A 24,133-nucleotide genomic window follows, 5' to 3' on the forward strand; every position below is an offset into this window, starting at 1 on the left:
CCCGGGCGGAGTTGAACGGGGGCGGAGAGAATCCGGCCATGCACGGCCGCGCCCACCCCGACACCCCCCGCCCTGCGGCGCCGCGACGGCGGCGAAGCGAAGGTCACCTACGAGGAGCTGTTCTTCGACCTGGTGTACGTCTTCGCGGTCACGCAGCTTTCGCACTACCTGCTCGGCCATCTCACGCCGCGGGGCGCGCTGGAGACGCTGCTGCTCTGGTTCGCGGTGTGGCTCGGCTGGCAATACACCGCCTGGGTGACCAACTGGTTCGATCCGCGCACCGCCTCCGTGCGGCTGCTGCTCTTCGGCGTGATGCTGGTGGGACTCGTGATGTCGGCGGCGATCCCAGGCGCCTTCGCGGAACGCGGAACGACTTTCGCGGCCGCCTTCGTCACGATCCAGGTCGGGCGTTCGATCGTGGTCTACCTGATGCTGCGCGAGCGGCACGTGCTCGCGGCCAACTTCCGGCGCATTCTGGGCTGGAACGGCATCGCGGCGGTGTTCTGGATCGCGGGCGCGTTCGCGGCCGGGCCGGCGCGAATCGGCTGGTGGGCGGTGGCGGTGGCGTGCGAGTACGTCTCGCCAATGTTCGGCTTCCGCCTGCCCGGGCTCGGGCGTTCGCAGACGTCCGACTGGACCATCGAGGGCGGCCATCTCGCCGAGCGCTGCCAGCTCTTCGTGATCATCGCGCTGGGCGAGTCGATCCTCATCACAGGCGACACCTTCGCCAAGACCGGGGCGCTCGGCACGCTCTCGACCGCGGCGTTCCTCTGCGCCTTCATCGGCAGCCTCGCGATGTGGTGGCTGTACTTCGACACCAGCAGCGCGGACGGCAGCCACGTGATCGAGCATTCGGACGACCCGGGCCGCATCGGCGCCTGGTTCCACTACGTGCATGTGCTGCTGGTGGGGGCATCATCATCACGGCCGTGGGCAACGAGCTCGTCATCGCCCATCCGCACGGCCACATGGGCCTCGCCGAACTGATCGTGATGATCGGTGCGCCGGTGGCCTACCAGCTCGGCAACGGTCTCTACAAGCGCATCGTGTACGGCCGTTTCCCCCTTCGCACATGGCCGGACTGCTCGCCTCGGCGGCGCTGGTCGCGATCGCGCCGAAGCTCGATCTGCTGACGATGAACGTGCTGACCTCCGTCATCATCATCGGTGTCGCCGCCTCCGACACCCGCACGCGCCGCGCGAGGCGAAAGGCGCAGCAACCGGCCACCGCGCCATGAAACCCGAAGACCTCGAAAAGCTCGTCACGCTCGAAATGCCTTTCGGCAAGTACAAGGGCCGCGTGATCGCCGACCTGCCCGGCAACTACCTGAACTGGTTCGCGCGCGAAGGCTTCCCCAAGGGAGAGATCGGCCGGCTCCTGGCGCTGATGCAGGAGATCGACCACAACGGCCTCAAGGGCCTGCTTGCGCCGCTGCGACGCAAGGGCTGAAGGTCCGCCGCATGCGCGTACGCACCACTGCCGATGGTGCTACGTGGAAATGCTTATGAGACAAGTCAGAAAAAGGTCAGGTACGCAGCATGACCCTCTTCGAGTTCTTCATCGAAACGAGGGTCAAGAGACAAGAGACATGCGCATCAAGAGTCAAGCTGACTTCTTTTCGGGACTCATGTTCATGGTCGCGGGCGGCGCCTTCGCCGTGGGCGCCACCTCCTACAACATCGGCGAAGGCGCCCGCATGGGGCCCGGCTACTTTCCGCTCGTGCTGGGGATTCTTCTGGCCATCCTCGGGGCTGCCGTCCTGTTTCAGTCGCTGGTGGTCGAGACGGTGGATGGCGATCCGATCAGCAAGTGGGCGTGGAAGCCGCTCTTCTTCGTGCTCGCAGCCAACCTTGCGTTCGGTGTGCTGCTGGGCGGTCTGCCGAGCATCGGCGTGCCGGCCATGGGCATGATCATCGCGATCTACGCTTTGACCATCATCTCGAGCCTCGCCGGAGAGCGCTTCAATATGAAGGACGCGCTCGTCCTCGCCACCGTTCTGGCCGTTGGCAGCTACGTCGCCCTCGTCTGGGCGCTGAAGCTGCAGATCCCGGTCTGGCCCACCTTCATCTCCGGTTGATGTGGGCGCCATGGAACTGCTCCAGAACCTCGCGACCGGCCTCGACGTCGCGTTCACGCTCACCAATCTTCTCTGCTGCCTGATCGGCTGCATTTTGGGCACGCTGATCGGCGTGCTGCCGGGCATCGGCCCGGTCGCGACCATCGCGATGCTGCTGCCGGCGACGTATGCACTGCCGCCGGTGTCGGCACTGATCATGCTGGCCGGCATCTACTACGGCGCGCAGTACGGCGGTTCCACCTCCGCCATCCTGGTCAACCGGGCGGGCGAATCGTCGTCGGTGGTCACCTGTATCGACGGCTACCAGATGGCACGCCAGGGCCGTGCGGGTCCTGCATTGGCGGCCGCGGGTCTGGGCTCGTTCTTCGCCGGTTGCGTGGGCACGCTGATCCTGGCCGCCTTCGCGCCGCCGCTCACCGAGCTGGCCCTCCGGTTCGGTCCGGCCGAGTACTTCTCGCTGATGGTGCTGGGCCTGATCGGCGCGGTGGTGCTGGCGTCGGGGTCGCTGCTCAAGGCTGTCGCGATGATCGTGCTGGGCCTGCTGTTGAGCCTCGTGGGTATCGACGTGAACTCGGGCGTCGCGCGCTTCACCTTCGACACGCCGGAGCTCACCGACGGCATCGGCTTCGTGAGCATCGCCATGGGCCTGTTCGGCTACGGAGAAATCATCGGCAACCTGTCGCAGCCGGACGAGGAGCGCGAGATCTTCCTCTCCGAGGTCAAGGGCCTGTGGCCGACCAGGGAAGACTTCAGGCACATGACGCCTGCCGTGCTGCGCGGCACCGCGCTGGGCTCGGCGCTGGGCATCCTGCCCGGCGGTGGCGCACTGCTGGCTTCGTTCGCCGCCTATGCGCTCGAAAGGAAGATCCACATGCGGCCCGGCGAAATCGCCTTCGGCAAGGGCAACATTCGCGGCGTTGCATCGCCCGAATCGGCCAACAACGCCGGCGCGCAGACCTCGTTCGTTCCGCTGCTGACGCTGGGCATTCCGCTCAACGCGGTGATGGCGCTGATGGTGGGTGCGATGACCCTCCACAACATCCAGCCCGGTCCGCAGGTGATGACCGGCAACCCCGAGCTCTTCTGGGGCTTGATCGCCTCGATGTGGATCGGCAACGCGATGCTCGTGATCCTGAACCTGCCGCTGATCGGCATATGGATCAAGCTGCTGTCGGTGCCCTACAAGTTCCTGTTCCCGGCCATCGTGCTGTTCTGCGCGATCGGGGTGTACTCGACCAACAACAACACCTTCGACATCTGGATGGTGGCGGCCTTCGGTTTCATCGGCTACCTGTTCTCCAAGCTGGGCTGCGAACCCGCGCCGCTGCTGATGGGCCTCGTCCTGGGCCCGATGATGGAGGAGAACCTGCGCCGCGCGCTGCTGCTGTCGCGCGGCAGCTGGGCCGTCTTCGTCTCGCGGCCGATCTCGGCGGGCCTGCTCGCCGCGGCACTTCTGCTGCTGGTGATCGTGCTGCTGCCTGCGGTGAAGTCGAAGCGCGAAGAGGCATTTGTCGAGGATTGACTCACCCCCAAGCTCGCGCATCCGAAAAAAACGGGATGGGTATGCGAAATCCTTCGTTCGGCAGACAGGAGCCTTCGCCAACAATGGCGACTCGCCTTCGAGGGCGAGTGTCTCCTGGTCGCAGATGGCGACGCAGTTCCAACGGGTCCTTCGGGACCCGTTTTTTCTTGCGGGCCCTACACTTCGCGACACTCTCGTTCCCACTGGAGGCCGCGCATGAACCGCTGGTTGACCCAAGGCGCCGTGATCTGCGCCCTTTCGATGTCCGTATCGGGTTGCTATTACCCGCCGGTCGCGTATCCCGCGCCGGTTCCCGCGAGCTTCGACCGATCGTTCAGCGCCGCCGGGAACGCCATGCGCGAACAAGGCCTCGCGATCCGCAGCGAGGACCGCGCCAGCGGCACCATCGTGGGCACCCAGGGCAACGCGACCGTGACGGCCAGCGTGCGCCAGCAGGCCGACGGCAGCGTGCGTGTCCATTCGATGCCAATGGTCCGCGCGACCCGGCGCTGATCGACAGGGTCTCGCGCAGCTACGACCGATACATGGGCCGATAGGCGCGCGCCGGACGCGCGCCTGCGTCGCGTCTACCAGCTGACGCGCACCCCGACCGAGCCCTGGACGCCGCTCTTGAGCCGCTGGTCGCCACCGGAATCGAAGAGCTGGCCCACCTCGCCGTACACGCTGGTCGCGGCGCTGAGCTGCAGCGTGGCGCCCACCGCCACTTCGGTGGTGGTGTAGCCGGTGCGCGAGCTGATGTCGGTGAAGGCGGCCGGGCCGATGAAGCGGGCCACATCGGTGCCGCTGCCGGCGTGGTAGACGTTCAGGCGTGCATACGGCTGCAGCATGCCCGCACCGGTCGCGATCTCGCCCTTGACGCGCACGCCGGCGCGCAGAAGCCAGCCGTTCTCGCTGTCGTTCTGCACCAGCGCGCCGGAGATCACCGTGTCGTCCAGGCTCTGCTGCCGGTGCGCGACCTGCAGCTGCGGCTCGACGGTCCATCCCGGCGCGAGCGCGAAGGCCTGCCCCACTTCGAGCGAGGCGAGGAAGCCGCTGCCCTTGCCATCCACCGAAAGGGCCGACACCGGATTGACGGTGTAGCGATGGCGCGATCCCTGCAGGACCGCGTCGGCGTAGAAGCCCCCTCGCTCATGTACGTGCCATAGACGCCCAGGTACTGGCTACGCAGGTCGTTGTAGCCCACGGCCAGGTTGCTGATGCCGCGTGCGAAGCCGGTCACGTCGACGTTGCCGTCGAGCTGGCCGACGTAGACGCCCGCGCGCCAGCGGCCGTCGGCCCAGAGGTCTGTGCCGGCCTGGAAGCCGTTGAGCCGGCCTTCGCTCGAAGGGCTCACGGTGCCTTCCTGGCGGATGTCCATGTCGGTGCTGATGACGCGGCCCCAGGCGCGGCGCTGGCCGGCGGCCGGCGGCTGCGTCGCGCCGCCGGCGACCACGTCGGTGTCGCCGATGCGCTGGTGCATGTTGCCAAGCATCGCGGTGTCGGCCTGGCGCAGCTGGGCCGGCAGCGCGGCGAAGAGCGGCACTTCCGCGCGGTACATCGGAACCACGGCCGCCGGCGCGGCTGGCGCGGCCGGCGAGGTCTGCGAACTGGCGGGCGGCACCACCACCGGAGGCACCACCGCGACCGTGTTGCTCAGATAGGCCGCTTTGCTCGTCGTGTCCAGCCGGTACTGGTAGGCGCCGGCAGCCACCGGCGCAGCGAGCGCGAACGCGCCGGACTGGATGCTGCCGCCGTTTTCGGTGCTGATGATCTCGATGCCGTTGCCCGTGGTCTGGCCGCCGAGGCCGCCCAGGTTGGTCACGAGCACGCCGGTCGTTCCGCTGGCGATGGCGGTCGCGCCGCGCAGCACCAGGCGGTCGGTGGCACTGCCGTCGGTGCCGAGCGTGGTGCCCACGCGCAGCGTGCCGCCGTTGCCGACCCACGGTCCGGTGACGGTCAGCGTCGTGCCGGGCACGCTGCCGACCAGCGAAACCGTGCCTGCGTTGGTGACGGACTGCACCGTCTGGCTGTAGCCCGCCAGATCCAGCGTCGCGCCGGTCGCGACCGTGTACGCCGACGCCGCGCTGAAGGTGCCGGCCGCGCCCGCGCGCAGCGTGCCCGCCGCCACGTTGGTCGCGCCGGTGTAGCTGTTGGCGCCGGTGAGCGTCAGGGTGCCCGCGCCTTGCTTGGTGAGGAAGCCGGCGCCGGTGATCGCACCGGCCGCCGTCGCGTCGAAGGCGCCGGTATCGATGACCGGGTCCTGCGTGCCGGTCAGGCGAATCGCATTGCCGATCGTGAGGCCGTTGGCCGCGAAGCCGAGCGTGGTGCCATCGCCCATCGCGAGCTCGCCGGTGCCGAGGGCGGTGCTGCTGCCGACGTTCAGGCGCCCCTGCTTGAGCGCGGTGCCGCCGGTGTAGGTGTTGTTGCCGCTGAGCGTGAGCGCGCCGCTGCCGGTCTTGGTCAGCAAGGCGCCGCCGGAGATCGCCCCCGACCACGTCATGTCGTTGCCGTTGGTGTCGAAAGTGGCGGCGCCGCCCAGGGTCAGCGCGTTGCCCGCGCTCTGGTTGGCGCTGCCTGCGCGGATCGTCGCGGTCGCTGCGCTGTCGATCGCCACCGCGCCGACCAGCGAGCCGCCGCTGAGCGTCAGTGAATTGGTGCCGCCGGTGAAGTGCACGGCGGCTGCGCGCGTCGTGCTGTCGCCGCCGAGGCCGCCCGAGATCGTGCCGCCAGTGCTGTTGGTGATGTCGACGTTGGCGCCGAGGACACCCGCGCCGCCGGCGCCGTTCGCACCGCTCGCGCCGCCGTTGCTGTTGCTGCCGCCCACGCCGCCGTTGCCGCCGGTGATGGAGCCTGCGTTGGTGATCGTCGCGCCCGCGCCCTGCACCATCACGCCGACGCCTCCGTCGCCAGCGGCGCCCGGGGCGCCAACGCCACCGATGCCGCCGCCGCCGTTGCCGCCGTTGCCACCCGTGCCGCCGGCAATGACGGCCCCGCCGTTGTTGCTCAACGTCGCGCGGTTTCCTTCGAAGATGACGCCGTGCCCCCCTCGCCGCCGCCGCCGCCCGAGGCGTTCCCGCGCGGGCCGGGTAGCTCCGAGCCACCCGCCCCGCCCGCGCCGCCCTGGATGGTCCCGGTGTTGGTGAGCGTGTAGCTCGCGCCGACGACGCTCACGTAGATTCCTGCGCCACCGCTGCCGCCGCCGCCTGCCTGCGAATAGGCATCGCCCCCTTGCCGCCCGCGCCGCCGGTGGCCGAAGAGGCGAAGCCGAGAGAGGGTGAGCTCGAAGCCAGGCCATACCCGCCAGCGCCGCCTCCCCCTGCAGCCCAATAGCCGTCACCGCCGCTGCCGCCGCTGCCGCCGACGAGCGTGAAGCCCCCGAGTCCGATGAGTGAGCTCGACATCGGAAAGCCCGCGTAACCGGCGCCACCGCCACCGCCATAGCCGTTGCCAATGGTCTCGCTCCCGCCGGCAGTGCCGCTTTGTCCCAGCTGGACGCCCGGCGTGACCGTGTTGGTGGTCGTTCCCGCCGCACCACCCGCACCCGCGATCGCGCCGCCGAAGCTTCCGGTATTCGCGTTGGCACCGTCGGTCGAGGTCGCCCCGCTGACCGAACCACCCGCGCCGCCGTTGGCCCCCAGGCTGCCGTTGTTCAGGGCGCCCGCACCGCCCTGGCCGCTGCTTCCGCCGCTTCCTGCGTAGAACGGAATGCTCTGGTCGGCTGGAACCCCGCCCGCGCCGCCAGCGGCCAATGCGGGCCCGGCCCACAGGCCGATCACGGCCACGGCCGCGGCACAGGCGCTGCCTACGCTGCGCGTGCGCGCATGGCCGCGTGCGGTTTCGGGTGCGGCGACCCAGGTGGAAAGCGAAGGATTCCAGAGCGTACGAAAGGTCTTGTTCATGGGCGGTAAGAAAGCAATTCGTTCTAAAACGGTAGCAAATGTAATCCATTTGTATCAACCTATGCCATGAGTTTGTTCACACTCGGGGCCGGACATGCGCCGCCCCATACTCCCCGCTCCCTTGCTCGACAGGAGCGCGTCATGGCAGTAATGGAGACCGACTACCTCGTGATCGGCACCGGCGGCAGCGCGATGGCGTTCGTCGACACGCTGCTCACCGAGGACCCCGCGGCGCACATCCTGATGGTCGACCGCCACCACCGCCCCGGCGGCCAGTGGAACGACGCCTATTCCTTCGTGCGCCTGCATCAACCCGCCGCGTGGTACGGCGTCGCGTCGTGCGAACTGAGCGACTGGCACCGCGAGACCTCCGGCTTCAACGCCGGCATGTGGAGCCTGGCCTCGGGCCCGGAAGTGCTCGCGCATTTCGAGCACGTGATGAAGCATCGCTTTCTCGCCGGCGGGCGCGTGCAATGGCTTCCGAAGTGCGAGTGGCAGGGCGCGGAGGGTGGCGTGCACCGCATCCGCTCGCTCATGGCCGGCGAGACGCACACCGTGAAGGTGCGCCGCAAGCTGGTGAACGCGACGCACGCGCGCATCGAAGTGCCCTCCACGCATCCGCCGAAGTACGCGCTGATGCCGGGCGTGACCTGCATTCCGCTCAACGGACTGCCTGCGGTCACGCGGCCCTACGCGAACTACACGGTCGTCGGCGCCGGCAAGACCGGCATGGACGCCTGCATCTGGCTGCTGGAGAACGGCGTGCCGCATGAGCGCATCCGCTGGATCGTGCCGCGCGACCCGTGGATGATGGACCGCGCCAACCTGCAGCCCGGCCCGGATGGCTGGCGGCGCAACTTCGCGTTCTCGATGGCGCAGTTCGACGCGCTGTGCGAGGCGTCCGATCTGGCGGACCTGTTCCGCCGCGTCGAGGAAAGCGGCGCGCTGATGCGCATCGACCCCGAGGTGCAACCCTCGGCTTACCGCTGCGCCGTGGTCTCGCGCGGCGAACTCGCGCAGCTTCGGTGCATCGGCGAAGCCGGCGGCATCGTGCGGCTCGGCCGCGTGCGGAGCATCGAGCCTTCACGCATGGTGCTCGAGGGCGGCGAGCTCGCGTCCGATCCCGACACGCTCTACATCGACTGCTCGGCCTCGGCGATCCAGCCGCAGCCGGATCTGCCGATCTTCGAGCCGGGCATCATCAACCTGCTGATGGTGCGCTTCTGCCAGCCGCTGATGAGCGCGAGCGTGATCGGGTGGGTCGAGGCGCACATCGCCGACACAGCGGAGCAAAGCGCCCTTTGCCAGCCCGTGCGCGGACCGGAGCGGCCTGCCGATTTCGTCACCATGTGGGTGGAAACGCTCGCGAACGCCGCGCGGTGGCGGCAGCACCCGGAGCTCACGGCCTGGCTGTCGAAGTGCCGCCTCAACGCGCAGGCCGTGATCCTGAGGGGCGTGGAATTCACGCCCGAAGTGAAACACCAGCTCGCCGCCATCGGCGCCCGGGCGGCGACGGCCACGGCCCGCGCGCCCGAGCTCCTCGCGATGGCGACGAAGGAGCTCAGCCAGCGATCGGCACCACACGCCATGCCGGCACCTTGCGCTGAAAGCCCTTGAGTTCGAGCTCGCCGGCCTCCTCGGAGCGCCATTCGCCGTCGGACGCGATGTCCTGCAGCGCGCCCCGCACGCGCTGCGAGATCAGGATCTCGCCGCCCGCCGCTTCGCCACACAGCCGTGCCGCGAGATTGGTGACGGTGCCGATCGCGCCGTAGTCGATGCGTCCGTCGAAACCGATGCCGCCGAGCGTCGCGAAGCCCTGCGCGATGCCGACGCCCATGTGCAGGTCGTAGCCCCGGCGGCTCCACTGGCTCCGCAGCGCCACCATCTCGCGCTGCATCCGCACCGCCATGCGCAGGGCGCGCGCCGGCGCGTCGGGCACCGGCTGCGGGTCGTTGAAGAAGATCATCATTCCGTCGCCCGAGAAGCGCTCCAGCGTGCCCTGGTGCTCGATCACGAGCCGGCCCATCGCCGCGTGGTACTGCGCGAGCACCGCCATTACTTCCTCCGGGTCGGCGGTTTCGGTGAAGGCGGTGAAGCCGCGCAGGTCGAGGAACACCACCGTGATCTCGCGCCGGTGGCTCCTGAGCGGATCGTCCGCCCCGCCGGCGAGGATCGCCTCCGCGAGTTGCGGCGAGAAGAAGCGCTTGAGCTGACCCACCCGTTCGAGCTGCCGCACGCTTTCGGCGACGCGCTGTTCGAGCGTGTTGTTCCAGGCCTGCAACTCGGTGCGCTGGCGCTCCACCTCGTCGTAGAGCGTCTTCACGCGCAACAGCGATCGCACGCGCGCCATCAGCTCGGCCTGATGGATCGGCTTGCTCAGGAAGTCGTCCGCGCCCGCGTTCAGCCCGTTGACGCGCTCGCGCTCCGGGTCGAGCGCGGTGACGAGCACCACCGGCAGCACCGCGAAATGGGGATCGGCCCGGATCGCGCGGCACACGTCGTAGCCGTTCATGCCCGGCATCATCACGTCGAGCAGCACGAGGTCCGGCGGATCGGCCGCGATGCTCGCCATCGCCTGTTCGCCGGACATCGCGGCGGTCGTGCGATAGCCGCGCGCGGTAAGGATGTCGGTCAGCAGCTTGACGTTGCTGGGTACGTCGTCCACGACGAGGATGTGCGGATTCATGTCTGTCAGCCTTCATCAGCGAGCGGTTCACCATGGACAGGTCGAGCAGGTCGTCGATCAGCGTCGGCAGGTGCCGGCCCGGCGAGTGGATGATGCGCAGATGCCTGCCATTGGACATCGCCGCCCGCGCCGAGGAAGACCGGGCCGGCACATCGCGCCCCGGCATCCGGCTAGGCACAATATCGGCCCTCATGCGCATCCACGAACTCAAGCGCCGGCTCCACGAAGCCGGCGCGGGCCCACTCCACGAGCACCGGGTGCTGCGTCTGTGGTCTCATGCGCTGCCGCGCAACAGCGGCCGGCGCCTGCCCGAGAGCTTCTTTCCGTCGTCGCTGCTCGCGGCGCTGCCCGGCATCGAAGCCGATCTGGCGGCGCTGGCGCGCATCCACTCGGTGCACCCCGGCAGCGACGGTTCGGAGCGCCTGCTCGTCGCCCTCGCGGACGGCCAGATGGTGGAAAGCGTGCTGCTGCCGCGCGGCGGCCTGTGCGTCTCGTCGCAGGTCGGCTGCGCGGTCGGCTGCCAGTTCTGCATGACCGGCCGGGGCGGCCTGCTGCGCCAGCTCGACGGCGCCGAGATCGTGGCCCAGGTCGCGCTCGCGCGCCAGCGCCGGGCGGTGCGCAAAGTCGTCTTCATGGGCATGGGCGAACCGGCGCACAACCTCGACAACGTGATCGAGGCGATCGACCTGCTCGGCACCGCGGGTGACATCGGCCACAAGAACCTCGTGTTCTCCACCGTGGGCGACCCGCGCGCGTTCGAGCGGCTGCAACAGGGCCGCGTGAAGCCGGCGCTTGCGCTGTCGCTGCACACGACCCGCGCCGAGCTGCGCCGCAGGCTCCTGCCGCGCGCGCCCGACCTGACGCCCGCGGAACTGGTGGCCGAATGCGAACGCTATGCGCGCGCCACCGGCTACCCCATCCAATACCAGTGGACGCTGCTCGAAGGCATCAACGACGGCGAGGACGAAATCGAGGGCATCGTGCGGCTGCTGTCCGGAAAGTACGGCGTGCTGAACATGATCCCCTTCAACACGGTCGATGGCACGGAATTCAACCGCCCGTCATTCGATCGCTGCAGGCAGATCGCGCGCACGCTGCACGAGCGCGGCATCCTCACGAAGCTGCGCTACTCGGCGGGGCAGGACGTGGATGGCGGCTGCGGGCAGCTGCGCGCGCGTGCCACGGCGGCGCCGATGGTGCCGCTTCGAAGGGCCGCCGCTCCCAGGCAGTGAGCGGCGGTGCGCCGATGGCGCCGGCCGCGGCCCTTGCAGAAAAGTTGAAGATCTTTGCACGATCGTCCGGGCATCGCTCGCAGGCGCAGACAAGCGGCGGCCAGATGCCTAAGCTTGCGCCCATGCTCACATCCACCCCCAGCGTACTGCGCAGCGATCGCCCTTCCGGCCCCTTGCAGGTCACGGTGATGCGGGCCGAGCTCGCCGCGATCATCGACCGCGCGACCGTCACCGACGGCTCGCACGAGACCGCGATTCCACGACTCGCCCTCGGCCGCGCCTCGCAGATGCAGAAGCCGGTGCACACGATGCACGAGCCCGCGTTCTGCGTGCTGGCACAGGGCAGCAAGCGGGTCCTTCTGGGCGACGAGGTCTACGTCTACGACAGCAGCCAGTACCTGGTGGTGTCGCAGAACCTGCCGGTGTCGGGCCAGGTGATCGATGCATCGCCCGAGGCGCCGTACCTGGGCCTGCGCCTGAGCTTCGACCCGAAGGACATCGCGGCGCTCGGGCTCGAGCTCAAGCTCGGCGAGCAGGCGCAGCGGCGCGCGTCGGAGCGCGGCATCTTCACCGGCGAGCTGTCGACGACATTGCTCGACCCGCTGCTGCGGCTGGTCAAGCTGCTCGATGCGCCCGAAGACGTTCCGGCGCTCGCGCCGCTGATCACGCGCGAGATCCTCTATCGCCTGCTGAAGTCGCCCGATGGCTGGCGGCTGACGCAGATGGCCCTGGTGGACAGCCACTCGCAGCGCATCGCGCAGGCGATCAGCCTGCTGTCGCAGCGCTACCAGGAGCCGCTGCGCGTCGAGGACATCGCGGATGCGGTGCACATGAGCGTGTCGTCGCTGCACCAGCATTTCAAGGCGGTGACCGCGATGAGCCCGCTGCAGTTCCAGAAGCAGATCCGGCTGCAGGAGTCGCGGCGGATCATGATCAGCGAGCACGTCGATGCCGCGACCGCGGGGCATCGGGTGGGCTACGAGAGTCAGTCCCAGTTCAACCGCGAGTACAGCCGCTTTTTCGGCCTGCCGCCGGCGCGCGACGTGAAGCGCCTGCGCGAGCTGCAGCTCGGCGGCCGCACCAACAGCTGAAACACCCCGCAAGCGGGCCGTCGCCGCGCAGGCGATGGCCGGGCTGCGCATTTCCGATTCCTGAAGAGGTTCACCATGAAGGTTCATCTGGTTCTGAATGGCAAGGTGATCGCGGCCAGGCTGGCCGACAACGACACGGCGCGCGAGTTCGCCGCGATGCTGCCGATGACGATCACGATGCACGACATGTTCCGGCGGGAGAAATTCGGCCCACTGCCGGGGCCGATCTCGGGCAGGGGAACGAGCACGCAAAGCTATGAGGTCGGCGACATGGTCTGCTGGTCGCCGGGGCCGGATCTCACGATCTTCCACGGCCACGACGGACAGACGATCAGCGGCGCGATCCAGCTGCTGGGGCGGATCGATGCCGGCATCGAGGCATTCCGCGAGCCCGGCCCGATCGAAGTGCGCATCGAGGCGGCAGGCGAGAAATTGCAGGACGACCGCGGGTCGCCGCGGGGGATTCAGGTGTGCGGCCGGGACAGCCGCGCGCCAGGACGCATCACGGCGCCACGTAGTCCGACATCACCTTCCACTTGCCGTCCACGATCTGCGACAGGCGCGACTGGTCATTGCCCAGGCGCTTGGTGGGGCTGAAGGTCATCTTCGGGCTGCCGAACATGTCCGGCTCGAAGGTGCTGCTGTCCATCGCCTTGATGAAGCTGTCGGTCGTCAGGTTGGGGCCCGCCTTGTTCGCGGCCTGGATGAAGTCCTGGATGATCGAGTAGCCATACACCGAGAACACCGTCGGGTCCTCGTTGAATTTGGTCTTGTACTTGTTGGCCCAGAACCGGATGTTCTGCGCCTGCTCGTCGGTGTAGGGGTTCTGCACGGTCATGGTGGCGTAGATGCCGTCCATGGCCTTGCCGCCGAGCTTGTGGATGAGGTCGGTGTAGGCCGCGCTCGATCCGAGGAAGGTCGGGTTGAAGCCGGTCTTGCGCGCCTCGGCCACGGTGCCGATGGTCTCGCGGATGATGGTGCCGAGCACGACGAGGTCGCAACCGGCGGCCTTCATCTTCGCGACCTGCGACGAGAAGTCGGTGGCGCCTCGCTTGAATGAGGTCTTCTCGGTCAGTTCCATGCCCGCGGCCTTGAGGCCTGCCTCCGCGCCCCGCTGCACTTCGAGCCCGAACTCGTCGTCCTGGTAGATGGTGCAGACCTTCTTGGCGCCCTTTTCCTTGATCATCTTGGGCAGCGCGAGGCGGATCTGGTCGTAGTAGGTGGCCGCGAACGAATACTTCAGCCGGTTGAGCGGCTCGTACATCTCGCGCGCCGCGGTGATCGGGAAGAAGTTGACGATGTTCTTCTCGAACTGCACCGGCATGGCCGCCATGTTCTGCGCGGTGCCGATGTGCCCGGCCATGATGAAGATCTTGTCCTGGTTGACCAGCTTCTGCGCGGCGAGCACCGCCTTCTTCGGGTCGTAGCCGGAGTCCTCGACGAAGAGCTTGAGCTTGCGCCCCTGGACGCTGCCCTGCTCGTTGAGCTCGTCCACCGCGAGCTGCATGCCGTTGCGCGCCTGCTTGCCGAAGCCCGCGAGCGGACCGGAGAGGTCCTGGATCGTGCCGATCCGGATCTCGTCCTTGCTCACGCCCTGCTGCTGCGCGCCGGCCATGCCGGAAGCCAGCGCGAGGCCGGCAGCCGCGGCGAGGTGGATGAGGGTCTTGATCTTCATACCGCTGTCTCCTGAGTTGGCAAAAACAAGGGCCTAGGCGTACATGGCCTCGATGCGATCGGCGTACTTGGCCTGCACCAGCTTGCGCTTGAGCTTCATCGTCGGCGTGAGCTCTTCGTCTTCCGCGCTGAGCTGGGTTTCGAGCAGGAAGAACTTCTTGATCTGCTCGACGCGCGCGAACTTGGCGTTGACGCGATCGATCTCGGACTGGATGAGGTCCTGCACTTCGCGCGAGCGCGTGAGGCTCTGGTAGTTGCTGAACGGCACGTCGTGGTCCTGCGCGAATTTCTCGACGTTCTCCTGGTCGATCATGACGATCACCGTGAGGTAGGGCTTGGCATCGCCGATGACGACCGCATCGGTGATGTAGGGGCTGAACTTGAGTTCGTTCTCCAGCTCGCTGGGGGTGACGTTCTTGCCGCCCGCCGTGATGATGATGTCCTTCATCCGGTCGGTAATGCGGAAATACCCGTCCTGGTCCATGCTGCCGACGTCGCCGGTGTGCAGCCAGCCGTGGGCGTCGATGGTCTCGGCGGTCTTCTCGGGCAGGTTGAGGTAGCCCATGAAAACGTTCGGTCCGCGCACGAGGATCTCGCCGGTGGCATCGTCGATGCGGACTTCGTTGTATTCGGCCGCCGGTCCGATCGCGCCGGGCTTGATGCGCGTCGCGGGCACGCCGGTGGCGGCGCCGCAGGATTCGGTCATGCCCCACACCTCGAGCATCGGCACGCCGAGCGCGAGGTACCAGCGCACGAGCTCCGGCGAGATCGGCGCCGCGCCGGTGACGAGATAGCGCGCGCGGTGGATGCCGATCATCTTGCGCACGTTGTCGAGCGCCAGCCAGCGCGCGATGCGGAACTTGAACTTCAACAGCCCGCCCACCGCCCGGCCCGCAAGCACGCGGTCGGCGATGGTGCTGCCCACGCCGATGCTCCAGCGGTAGGCGGCCTGCTGGAGCGCGCTGGCTTCCTTGAGCGCGATCATCACGCCCGAATAGAACTTTTCCCACACGCGCGGCACGGCGGTGAAGACGGTGGGCGCGATCTCGCGCACGTTCTCGGGCACGGTCTCGGGGTTCTCGACGAAGTTGAGGACCGAGCCTGCGTAGAGCGAGAAGTACTCCCCGCCCATGCGCTCGGCGATGTGGCACAGCGGCAGGAAGCACATGCGCTCGTCGCGCTCGTCCTGCGGGACGAGGGTGTTGTAGCCGCGCGCGGTGTAGACGAGGCCGTGGTGGCTGTGCATCGCGCCCTTGGGCTTGCCGGTGGTACCGGAGGTGTAGACGAGGATCGCGAGGTCGTCGGGGCGGCACGCAGCGACGCGCTGTTCCAGGGCATGAGGATGGGCCTCGTTGTATTCGCGGCCGAGGGCACGAAGCGCGCCCAGGCTCATCACGCCCGGGTCGTCGAGTTCGCGCAGGCCTTCCATGTCGAAGACGATGATCTTGCGCAGGTGCGGCAGGCCGGCACGGACTTCGAGGGCCTTGTCGAGCTGTTCGTCGTCCTCGACGAAGAGGACGGTGGTGCGGGAGTCTTCGCAGAGATAGTGCACCTGCGATGGGGCGTCGGTCGGATAGATGCCGTTGGCGACGCCGCCGCAGCTGAGCACCGCGAGGTCGGCGAGGACCCATTCGATGACGGTGTTGGACAGGATCGAAGCGCACTCACCGGCCGCGAAGCCGATGGCCATGAGGCCGCCCGCCACTTCCGCGACGGCCTCGGCGGTCTGGCGCCGGGTCCAGCTCTTCCAGATGCCGAGCTCTTTCTGGCGCATCCACACGCGGTCGGCGCGCATGCGGGCAGCGTTCCAGAACATCGCGGGGATGGTTTCGCCCGGCACCACGATGTCCCGTCGCGGCTGGATGTGGCTCATGTCCCAGAGCCCGGGGGATGTGGCCGCCTTCGTACTCATGCCCTATCTCCAGGTCTTCTTCTTCTTCCAGCGGCGTTCGCCGCGCACGCCGTCGTCCTTGAGGCCGAGGTAGAACTCCTTGATGTCTTCCTTCTCGCGCAGGCGCTCGCAGGTGTCTTCCATGACGATGCGACCGTTTTCGAGGACGTAGCCGTAGTCGGAGGCGTTGAGGGCCATGTTGGCGTTCTGTTCGACCAGCAGGATGGTGGTGCCGCGCTCGCGGTTGATGCGCACGACGATCTCGAAGATTTCCTTGGTGAGCTTGGGCGACAACCCCAGACTGGGTTCGTCCAGGAGGATGAGCTCTGGCGCGGCCATGATGGCGCGCGAGATGGCGAGCATCTGCTGCTGGCCGCCGGAGAGCAGGCCGGCATCCTGCGCGGCGCGTTCCTTGAGGATCGGGAAGTAGCCGTAGACCGTTTCGATGTCGCGCGCGACGCCATCGCGGTCCTTGCGGGTGTAGGCGCCCATCAGCAGGTTGTCGCGCACCGAAAGCAGCGGGAACACTTCGCGGCCTTCGGGGACGTGGCTCAGGCCCTGCTGGACGATGTAGGCCGGGTCCTTGGCGGTGATGTTCCGGCCCTGGAATTCGATGCTTCCCTTTCTGGGGTCGATGATTCCGGAGATGGTCTTGAGGATCGTTGTCTTGCCTGCGCCGTTGGAGCCCAGGACCGTGGCGATCTCTCCTTTTCGGACCTTGAGACTTACCCCTCGGATGGCCTTGATGGGGCCGTAGGCGCTTTCTACGTTGAGCAGCTGGAGGACTGTTTCTGTCATTTCTTTGTCCTCTCTGGTTCGGGGTGGCATCGCCGTGATTGACCGACGGGCTCTGAACGTTGGAGGCGCGCAAGCCGATCGCGCCTCATGGGAGCCCGGCATGCGGTGCACTGCGGGCGATCCCCTCTGCGCCGCTGAGCAGCGCAGCCTTTCGCGGAAAAAGGGTCGCGCGTGTTTGAGCGAAGCGAGTTTCGCGCGACCCCCGCGAAAGGCGAGCAGCGCAAGGGAGCCCGAAGGGCCGGCGCAGTGGGGTCGCCCGCAGTGCACCGCATGCCGGGCGCGCTTCCAGGGGACCCAAGCATCAAGCCGCCCTCCGCAAACTGCTCACATCATCCACAGTCCCAAGATAAGCCTCGACAACCCGAGGATCCGACTGCACCTCACGCGGCGTTCCGGTAGACAAGGCCTCCCCCATGTTCATCGCCAGCACCCGGTCCGACACCTTGGACACGAGCGACATGTCGTGTTCCACCATCAGCACCGAGATACCGAGCTCATGCTGGATGTCCTGAATCCAGAACGCCATGTCCGCCGTCTCTTCCACATTGAGCCCGGACGATGGCTCGTCGAGCAGCAGCAGCTTGGGCTCGGTGCACAGCGCCCGTGCGAGCTCGACCACCTTGCGCACACCGTAGGGCAGCCCCGCCACCATCGAGTCGCGATGGTGCTGCAGGTCGAGCAGATCGATCACCCGCTCCGCCACCTCGCGCGCCTCGATCTCCGCGCGCCGCGTGGCCTGCGTGAAGAACACCTCGCTCCAGAACCCCGTCTTGCGGTGCGTGTGGCGACCGATCAGCAGGTTGTGCAACACCGTCGCATGCTCGAAGAGCTCGATGTTCTGGAACGTGCGTGCAATGCCCAGCGCCGCGATCTCGTGGGGCGCACGCTGCGTGAGCTGCAACGACGCACCCTCCCCGTGCCACACGATCTCGCCTGTCGTCGGCGTGTAGATGCGGCTGATCAGGTTGAACACCGTCGTCTTGCCCGCGCCGTTCGGCCCGATCAGCGTGAACACCTCGCCGCGCCGCACGTCGAAGCTCACCTTGTTGACCGCGAGCACCCCGCCGAAGCGCACGCTCAGGTCCTTCGCCGCAAGGAGAACGTCCGCGTCGCTCATCTCAGGCGATCCGATTTGGTGAAGGACTTCTGGCGCTTGAACATCCCGCGGCGGTAGAACGGAAAAAGCTGCAGCCAGGTGCGGATCTTGAGCCAGCGCCCGTACAGCCCCAGCGGCTCGAACAGCACGAAGGCGATCAGCACCAGCCCGTACACGAGCCCCTGCAGGCCCGGCGCCTGCCCGATCACCGGCGGCAGCCAGTCCTTGCCCAGCGCAATCAGCTGCGGCATCGCAATCAGGAAGATCGCGCCGAGGAACGCCCCATGCACCGACCCGAGCCCCCCGATCACCACCAGCAGCAGCAGGTCGATGGATTGCAGGATGTTGAACTGGTCCGGCGAGATGAAGCTCAGCTTGTGCGCGTACAGCGCACCACCCAGCCCCGCCAGCGCCGCCGAGATCGCGAACGACAGCGTCTTGTAGCGCGCCAGATGGATACCCATGCTCTGCGCCGAGATCTCCGAATCGCGGATCGCGACGAAGGCGCGGCCGGTCGGCGCGCGCAGCAGGTTCAGGATCGCGAGCGTGCACAGCACCGCGACCACCAGGCACACCAGATAGAAGTTCTCGCTCGACCCGAGGTCCACGCCCAGCAGATTCGGCGACTTCACATGCAGCCCCGAGTTGCCGCCGGTGACTGATTCCCAGCGCGCGAACACCTCTTCCACGATGAAGCCGAAGGCCAGCGTCGCAATGCCGAGGTAGATGCCCTTCACCCGCAGCGCCGGCAGGCCGACCACCACGCCCACCACCGCCGAGAGCGCCGCCGCCGCGACCAGCGCCAGCGGAAACGGCACGCCCATGTTCGCGAGCACTGCCTGCGTGTACGCCCCCGTGCCGAGAAAAGCCGCATGCCCGATCGAGAACTGCCCCGTAAAGCCCGCGAGCAGCATCAGCCCCAGCCCGACGATGCCGTAGATCAGCACGAAGGTGAGCTGCGCGAGCCAGTACTCGGGCAGCGCCCACGGCGCGACGATCAGCGCCACGCCGAGGAGGCCATACCAGAACACATCCCCGCCGTGCTTGGCGAGGTTGATGTCCTGCGCGTAGCTGGTCTTGAAGATGAAGCGCATGCTCTAGACCTTCTTCCGCAGCTTTTCGCCGAAAAGGCCGTTGGGCTTCACCATCAGCATGACGAGCACCACGATGTATGGCGCGGTGTCCTTGAAGCCGTCCGGCAGGTAGAAGCCCGCGAGCGATTCGACGATGCCGATCACCAGCCCGCCCACGATCGCGCCCGGCAGGCTGCCGAAGCCGCCCACCACGGCCGCCGGAAAGGCCTTGAGCCCGATGAATCCCATGTTGGCGTGCACGAAGGTGATCGGCGCGAGCAGCATGCCGGCGATCGCCGCGACCGCTGCTGCCGGGCCCCAGACCAAGCCATTGAGCCGCTTCACCGGAATGCCCATGTAGTAGGCCGCAAGCTGGTTCTGCGACGAGGCCTGCATCGCAATGCCGAGCTTGCTGTAGCGGAACATCGCGTACAGCAGCCCGCAGAGCACCGCCGTGGCGACGATGATGGCCATCTGCTCGATGTTGAGCACCAGTTCGCCGAGCTTCCAGATCTCGTCCTTGTAGGGCACGGCGAGCGTGTGCGTCTCGGTGCCGATGGCCGGGATCATCGTGATCAGCCCCCGCGCCACGTAGCCGATGCCGATGGTCAGCATGACGATGGAGAACTGCGGCTGGCCGAGGATCGGCCGGATCACGACCAGCTCCAGCAGCACGCCGACGGCGCCCATCGCGGCGATGGCCAGCAGCGCCGCCAGCCAGAACGGCAGCCCGAAGAGCGACATGCCCGCAAAGGCCGCGAAGGCACCGAGCATCATGAGTTCGCCCTGCGCGAAGCTCACCGTTTCGGTGGCCTTGTAGATCAGCACGAAGCCCAGAGCGATCAGGCCGTAGATGCAGCCTTGGGCGACGCCTGAAAGCAGAAGCTGGAGTAGTTGCAAGGAGGGTCTCGTCCGGGTTTCGCGGTTTATAGCGGCGGGCCTCGCATGCGACGCAGAGGGTTCTCCCGCATGCGCGAACCAGCGCGTCACCCGTGCGTCACTGGTGCACCGCGAGCCGGCGCGAGCCGGCGAGGATGTCGCTGGGCCGCAAGCCGTAGACCTGTCGGATCGAATGGCTGAAGTGGGTCGAATCGGGGTAGCCGGTATCGAGCGCGATGTCGGTCAGCGACGCAGCCTGCCGCACGTGGCACAGCAGGCTGCGCGCGCGCTTCCATGCACGGAAGGCACGGAAGGTCACGCCGGTTTCCTGCTTGAAGAGATGAAGGAACCGCGAGAACGAGAGCCTGACCGCCGCTGCGCATTCCTCGGCCGAGGTCGGCGCCGCCGGGTCGGCGTTGATGCGGTCGACCACCGCGCGGATGCGCGTATCGAGAGTGCGCGGCGCGAGCGGTTCGTCGAAGAAGAGCGCATCGAACTCGAAGCCCTCGAAGCTGCCGCTGACCGAGGCTTCGAGCAGCCGCGCGTGCGCCTCGCGGACGCGCCGGACGAAGGCCGGCGCATCGACCGGCCCGCAATGCTGCATGAAGGGCGGCAGCCGCGAAGGGTCCACCGATTCGGCCTCGACCAGGAGATTGAGCACCAGCCGGTGCTCGGTCGTGACCTGGTGCGGTACCTGCGGTGGCACCACGAGCAATTCGCCGCTCTGCCGGGCGCCGCCGCCGATACGGATGGAGAGCGGCGCACCGGTCGGCGAAACGTACACGCCGTGCCCGCCCAAGGCGCGCTCGGCCGCCGCCCCCAGGAGGCCCGCGTAGAACACCCGCTGGGCCGTGATCCACATGAGGCGCTCGCCCCGGCCGCCGTCGCGGGGGCGGCCTCGTTCGTCTGCCTGTTGACCAAGATGCCATCCTCCGCGCGATGGTGGCCGCCCCCATGGCCGACCTGCCATGGGCCGATCGTAGCGACGGGCCGTTCGCCCGGCGTCCGCCGGGACGCGGGGACTTTCCCTTAGGACTTCAATCCGACGTGCTCAACACGTCACCGAATCCTTGCCACAAGGTCCCCGTGAACCGCGCCAGTTGCCCCTGCTTGACCAGGGCGAAGTCCGTCGGCGAACTGTTCAGCGTCATGCCCGGCAGCAGCAGCGGAAGCTTCAGGCTCTTGATGTTGGCGGCCTGCTTCATCACGTTCTCGCGCGTCAGGTCGTTGCCGCACTGCTTGAGGATCTGCACCATGGTCTGCGCCGCGAGGTAGGCGTAGACGTTCGAGGCATCCTTCGGGTCGCCCTCGCGGTAGTAGCGTCCCATGAAGGCACGCCATTCGAGCATCGCCGGGTCGTCCTTCCACTGCGGGTCGTTCGGGTCCTTGTAGTACTGCAGCGTGAGCAGGCCGACCGACTTGTCGAGCCCCGCCGGCACCAGCACCGAACCCACCGAGGCGCCCACGTTGTTGACGATGTGCAGCGGCTTCCATCCCGAGTCGTAGGCCTTGCGGATCGCCTGCGCCGCGAACTTGGGCGTCGTGATGTCGATGAAGGTGTCCGCGCCCGAGCCCTGCAGCGTGACGATCTGCGAGTCGACGGTCGGATCGGTCACCTCGTAGGTGGCCTCGGCCACGATCATCTTGGAGCCCTTCGCGCCCAGGCCGTCCTTGACGCCCTTGAGCAGATCCTTTCCGTAGTCGTCGTTCTGGTAGAGGATCGCGATCTTCGCGTTGGGCTTCTCCTTGAGCAGGTACTTGGCGTAGATCGCGCCCTCCGACTGGTAGCTCAGGTTGAAGCCCATGGTCCACGGGAAGTTCTTGGGGTCGTTCCACTTGGTCGCACCGGTCGCCAGCAGCAGGTGCGGCACCTTCTTCGCGTTGACGTACTTGTGGATCGCGGTGTTGCTCGGCGTGCCGAGCGTGTTGAACAGCGCGAGCACCTCGTCCTGCTCGACCAGCCTGCGCACCTGCTCCACCGCCTTGGGCGGGCTGTAGCCGTCGTCCAGGCTGATCAGGTTGATCTTGCGGCCATTGATGCCGCCGCTGTCGTTGATCATCTTGAAGTAGGCCAGCTGGAGCTTGCCGATGGTTCCGTAGGCCGACGCGGGGCCGCTGTAGGGCATCGTCTGGCCAAGCTTGATTTCCGTGTCGGAGGCGCCGGGGCCGTACTTCTTCTGCGCGGCGGCCGGTGCGGCGACGGACAGGGCCACCGCACCCGCGACGGCGAGCAGGGCGGCACGGCGGTCTGGACTGAACTTCATGGTGTGTCTCCTTCCATGTCATCGAACGAACGAACACAAGCCGGACGGGCCCGCCGGGCGCGACCGGGCCGGACTCCAAACAGTCAACGTTTGCGCCGCCGCCGGAGTCGACCGATGGCGATCTGCACCATCCCGGCCACGCCGGTGGGCATCACATACATGAAGGCGATGAGAAAGACGCCGTAGATCGCCCACGGCGCCGCCTTGGAAATCTGGTCGGCCACGTTGGGGATGAACTGGATGAACAGCGCGCCATAGATCGCGCCCTGGATCGACGCCAGGCCGCCGATCACCACGCCCACCACCAGCGAGATCGACAGGAAGATCAAGAACGAATCGGGCGCGACGAACTGGACCACGATCGCGCCCAGCGCCCCCGCGATGCCGGTGTACATCGCCGAGACGCCGAAGGTCAGCGACTTGACCATCGCGGTGTTGACGCCCATCGCCTCTGCCGCGATCGGCTGGTCGCGGATCGCGACCATCGCGCGTCCGATGCGGCCGCGCAGCAGGTTCCAGCCGATGGCAAACAGCAGCAGCAGGATTGCGAGCACCACGAAGTAGAGCCACTGGTCCTGCGTGAGGCCGGTCCACTCGGGCGCGTCGGGCTTCACGATGACGATGCCCTGCACGCCGCCCGTCCAGGCCTCCAGGTGCTTGTACTTGAGGATCTGCGGCATCGCCACGCCGAGCGCGAAGGTCGCGAGCGCCAGGTAGAGCCCTTCCAGCCGCAGCGCCGGAAGGCCGAAGAGAAAGCCCGCCAGGAGGCACACCGCACCGGCGATGGGCACCGTCATCCAGTACGGCACGCCGAACTTGTCCATGAGGATCGCCGCGACATAGGCGCCGATGGCATAGAAGGCCCCATGGCCGAGCGAGATCTGGCCGTTGTAGCCGGTCAGCATGTTGAGCCCCAGGAGCGCGATCGCATAGACCAGCGCCAGCGTGAGCTGGAACACCCGGTAGTTGCTGACCAGGAAGGGCAGCACGCAGGCGACGGCCACCACCACCAACAGGCCGATGAGTCGCACCCTGCCGGAAGGCCCGCGCTCGGATTCGTCGTGTGCAGCCATGGCTCAAACTCGCCTCACGTGAACCTTGCCGAACAGCCCCGAAGGCCGGATGACGAGCACGCCGACGATCAGTACCAGCGCGACCGTCAGCTTGAGCTCGGTGCCGAGCACGACGCCGGCCAGGTTCTCGAGCACGCCCACGATGAAGCCGCCGAGCACCGCGCCACCCGGACTGTCGATGCCGCCCAGGAGGGCCGCCGCGAAGGCATAGAGCAGGATGCCGGCCATCATGTTCGGCTCCAGGAACACGCTCGGCGCGACCATGATCCCGGCGATCGCGCCGATGGCCGCCGCGAGCCCCCAGCCGAGCGCGAGCATCCAGCCGACGCGGATGCCCACGAGGCGGCTGGACACGGGGTTCTGCGCCGCCGCCCGCATCGCCAGCCCCAGCGGCGTGAATCGGAAGAAGACGAACACCGCGACCAGCACGGCCAGCGTGACGCCGATGGAGCCCAGCTCGTGCGAGCCGACGTACGCATTGCCGAAGAGCGGCTGCGCCGGAAACGGGCTCGGGAAGGGCTTGATGGTGTAGGTGAAGATCCAGCCGGCCAGACTGTTGAGGATCACCAGGAGGCCGATGAAGACGATCACGATCGACAGGATGGGCGCGTTCTCCACCGGCTTCACGATGACCCGCTCGATCAGCACGCCGAGCACGAACGCCCCCGCCACCGTGGCGGCGAACGCTCCCCAATACGGCACGCCCGCCTGCATCAGGCTCCATGCGATGTAGGTGGAGAACATCGCCAGTTCGCCCTGCGCGAAGTTCACGAGATGCGTGGCCTGGTAGATCATGACCAGCGCGAGCGCCAGGCTGGCATAGATGCCGCCGGTGGCGAGGCCCGCGAGCACCTGGTGGAGCAGAAGGTTCATGCCGC

21 protein-coding genes and 1 pseudogene are annotated in these 24,133 nt (G+C 67.5%); 10 read left to right on the top strand and 12 right to left on the bottom strand.

The window, feature by feature from the left end; genetic code table 11:
- The first annotated feature begins 132 nt into the window (after nt 1–132).
- From ACQ858_RS18985 to ACQ858_RS19010, 6 genes are all read left to right on the top strand, one after another.
- A complete protein-coding gene (locus ACQ858_RS18985) occupies nt 133–987 on the top strand; it encodes a low temperature requirement protein A (RefSeq protein ID WP_431274133.1) in 855 nt (284 codons plus the stop codon).
- Between the two features lie 85 nt (nt 988–1,072).
- Nucleotides 1,073–1,237 carry a hypothetical protein gene (locus tag ACQ858_RS18990; protein WP_431274134.1) on the top strand — a complete coding sequence of 55 codons (165 nt, stop codon included), beginning with the start codon at nt 1,073–1,075 and terminating at the stop codon, nt 1,235–1,237.
- Nucleotides 1,234–1,449: a DUF3820 family protein gene (locus tag ACQ858_RS18995; protein WP_088954635.1), complete on the top strand. Its 216-nt coding sequence runs from the start codon at nt 1,234–1,236 to the stop codon at nt 1,447–1,449. Before ACQ858_RS18990 ends, ACQ858_RS18995 begins: the two co-directional genes overlap by 4 nt.
- Nucleotides 1,450–1,588: 139 nt before the next feature.
- Entirely contained in the window at nt 1,589–2,077 is a 489-nt protein-coding gene (locus ACQ858_RS19000; protein WP_431274135.1) for a tripartite tricarboxylate transporter TctB family protein, read from the top strand.
- Between the two features lie 10 nt (nt 2,078–2,087).
- Complete coding sequence (locus tag ACQ858_RS19005; RefSeq protein WP_431274136.1) at nt 2,088–3,599, top strand: tripartite tricarboxylate transporter permease; 1,512 nt, start codon at nt 2,088–2,090, stop codon at nt 3,597–3,599.
- Between the two features lie 216 nt (nt 3,600–3,815).
- On the top strand, nt 3,816–4,112 hold the full coding sequence (locus tag ACQ858_RS19010; RefSeq protein WP_431274137.1) for a hypothetical protein: 297 nt from the start codon (nt 3,816–3,818) through the stop codon (nt 4,110–4,112).
- A gap of 74 nt (nt 4,113–4,186) precedes the next feature.
- Here ACQ858_RS19010 and ACQ858_RS19015 read toward each other — a convergent pair.
- Nucleotides 4,187–7,498, bottom strand: a pseudogene (locus tag ACQ858_RS19015) (autotransporter outer membrane beta-barrel domain-containing protein).
- Nucleotides 7,499–7,639: 141 nt separating this feature from the next.
- Here ACQ858_RS19015 and ACQ858_RS19020 point away from each other — a divergent pair.
- Complete coding sequence (locus tag ACQ858_RS19020; protein ID WP_431274138.1) at nt 7,640–9,115, top strand: hypothetical protein; 1,476 nt, start codon at nt 7,640–7,642, stop codon at nt 9,113–9,115.
- Here ACQ858_RS19020 and ACQ858_RS19025 read toward each other — a convergent pair.
- Nucleotides 9,060–10,184 (bottom strand): adenylate/guanylate cyclase domain-containing protein, encoded by a 1,125-nt coding sequence (locus tag ACQ858_RS19025; protein WP_431274139.1) that lies wholly within the window; start codon nt 10,182–10,184, stop codon nt 9,060–9,062. The genes ACQ858_RS19020 and ACQ858_RS19025 overlap by 56 nt on opposite strands.
- 191 nt (nt 10,185–10,375) lie before the next feature.
- Here ACQ858_RS19025 and ACQ858_RS19030 point away from each other — a divergent pair, with 191 nt between their 5' ends.
- The 3 genes from ACQ858_RS19030 (at nt 10,376) to ACQ858_RS19040 (ending at nt 13,104) form a co-directional block, all read left to right on the top strand.
- Nucleotides 10,376–11,416 carry an RNA methyltransferase gene (locus tag ACQ858_RS19030; RefSeq protein ID WP_431274140.1) on the top strand — a complete coding sequence of 347 codons (1,041 nt, stop codon included), beginning with the start codon at nt 10,376–10,378 and terminating at the stop codon, nt 11,414–11,416.
- 122 nt (nt 11,417–11,538) lie between these two features.
- Nucleotides 11,539–12,507 carry an AraC family transcriptional regulator gene (locus tag ACQ858_RS19035; protein ID WP_431274141.1) on the top strand — a complete coding sequence of 323 codons (969 nt, stop codon included), beginning with the start codon at nt 11,539–11,541 and terminating at the stop codon, nt 12,505–12,507.
- A 75-nt stretch (nt 12,508–12,582) separates the two neighbouring features.
- A complete protein-coding gene (locus ACQ858_RS19040; protein WP_431274142.1) occupies nt 12,583–13,104 on the top strand; it encodes a cyclophilin-like fold protein in 522 nt (173 codons plus the stop codon).
- Here ACQ858_RS19040 and ACQ858_RS19045 read toward each other — a convergent pair.
- The 10 genes from ACQ858_RS19045 to ACQ858_RS19090 all read right to left on the bottom strand — a co-directional run bounded on the left by ACQ858_RS19045 (nt 13,010) and on the right by ACQ858_RS19090 (nt 24,128).
- Nucleotides 13,010–14,182 carry an ABC transporter substrate-binding protein gene (locus tag ACQ858_RS19045; RefSeq protein ID WP_431274143.1) on the bottom strand — a complete coding sequence of 391 codons (1,173 nt, stop codon included), beginning with the start codon at nt 14,180–14,182 and terminating at the stop codon, nt 13,010–13,012. The genes ACQ858_RS19040 and ACQ858_RS19045 overlap by 95 nt on opposite strands.
- 33 nt (nt 14,183–14,215) lie before the next feature.
- Complete coding sequence (locus tag ACQ858_RS19050; RefSeq protein WP_431274144.1) at nt 14,216–16,093, bottom strand: AMP-dependent synthetase/ligase; 1,878 nt, start codon at nt 16,091–16,093, stop codon at nt 14,216–14,218.
- A 3-nt stretch (nt 16,094–16,096) separates the two neighbouring features.
- Nucleotides 16,097–16,870, bottom strand: a complete 774-nt coding sequence (locus ACQ858_RS19055; RefSeq protein WP_431274145.1) for an ABC transporter ATP-binding protein — start codon at nt 16,868–16,870, stop codon at nt 16,097–16,099.
- Nucleotides 16,871–17,171: 301 nt separating this feature from the next.
- On the bottom strand, nt 17,172–17,987 hold the full coding sequence (locus tag ACQ858_RS19060; RefSeq protein WP_431274146.1) for an ABC transporter ATP-binding protein: 816 nt from the start codon (nt 17,985–17,987) through the stop codon (nt 17,172–17,174).
- On the bottom strand, nt 17,984–19,060 hold the full coding sequence (locus ACQ858_RS19065) for a branched-chain amino acid ABC transporter permease (protein ID WP_431274147.1): 1,077 nt from the start codon (nt 19,058–19,060) through the stop codon (nt 17,984–17,986). The genes ACQ858_RS19060 and ACQ858_RS19065 overlap by 4 nt, the downstream gene beginning before the upstream one ends.
- Nucleotides 19,061–19,063: 3 nt before the next feature.
- Nucleotides 19,064–19,939, bottom strand: a complete 876-nt coding sequence (locus ACQ858_RS19070; protein ID WP_431274148.1) for a branched-chain amino acid ABC transporter permease — start codon at nt 19,937–19,939, stop codon at nt 19,064–19,066.
- A 97-nt stretch (nt 19,940–20,036) separates the two neighbouring features.
- Nucleotides 20,037–20,780, bottom strand: coding sequence for a helix-turn-helix domain-containing protein (locus ACQ858_RS19075; protein WP_431274149.1), 744 nt, complete (start codon nt 20,778–20,780; stop codon nt 20,037–20,039).
- Between the two features lie 175 nt (nt 20,781–20,955).
- Complete coding sequence (locus tag ACQ858_RS19080; RefSeq protein ID WP_431274150.1) at nt 20,956–22,182, bottom strand: ABC transporter substrate-binding protein; 1,227 nt, start codon at nt 22,180–22,182, stop codon at nt 20,956–20,958.
- Between the two features lie 83 nt (nt 22,183–22,265).
- Nucleotides 22,266–23,255, bottom strand: a complete 990-nt coding sequence (locus ACQ858_RS19085; protein ID WP_431274151.1) for a branched-chain amino acid ABC transporter permease — start codon at nt 23,253–23,255, stop codon at nt 22,266–22,268.
- 3 nt (nt 23,256–23,258) lie between these two features.
- Nucleotides 23,259–24,128: a branched-chain amino acid ABC transporter permease gene (locus tag ACQ858_RS19090; RefSeq protein ID WP_431274152.1), complete on the bottom strand. Its 870-nt coding sequence runs from the start codon at nt 24,126–24,128 to the stop codon at nt 23,259–23,261.
- Between the last annotated feature and the right edge of the window lie 5 nt (nt 24,129–24,133).

Source organism: Variovorax ureilyticus (assembly GCF_050632185.1).
GTDB classification, from domain to species: domain Bacteria; phylum Pseudomonadota; class Gammaproteobacteria; order Burkholderiales; family Burkholderiaceae_C; genus Variovorax; species Variovorax ureilyticus_A.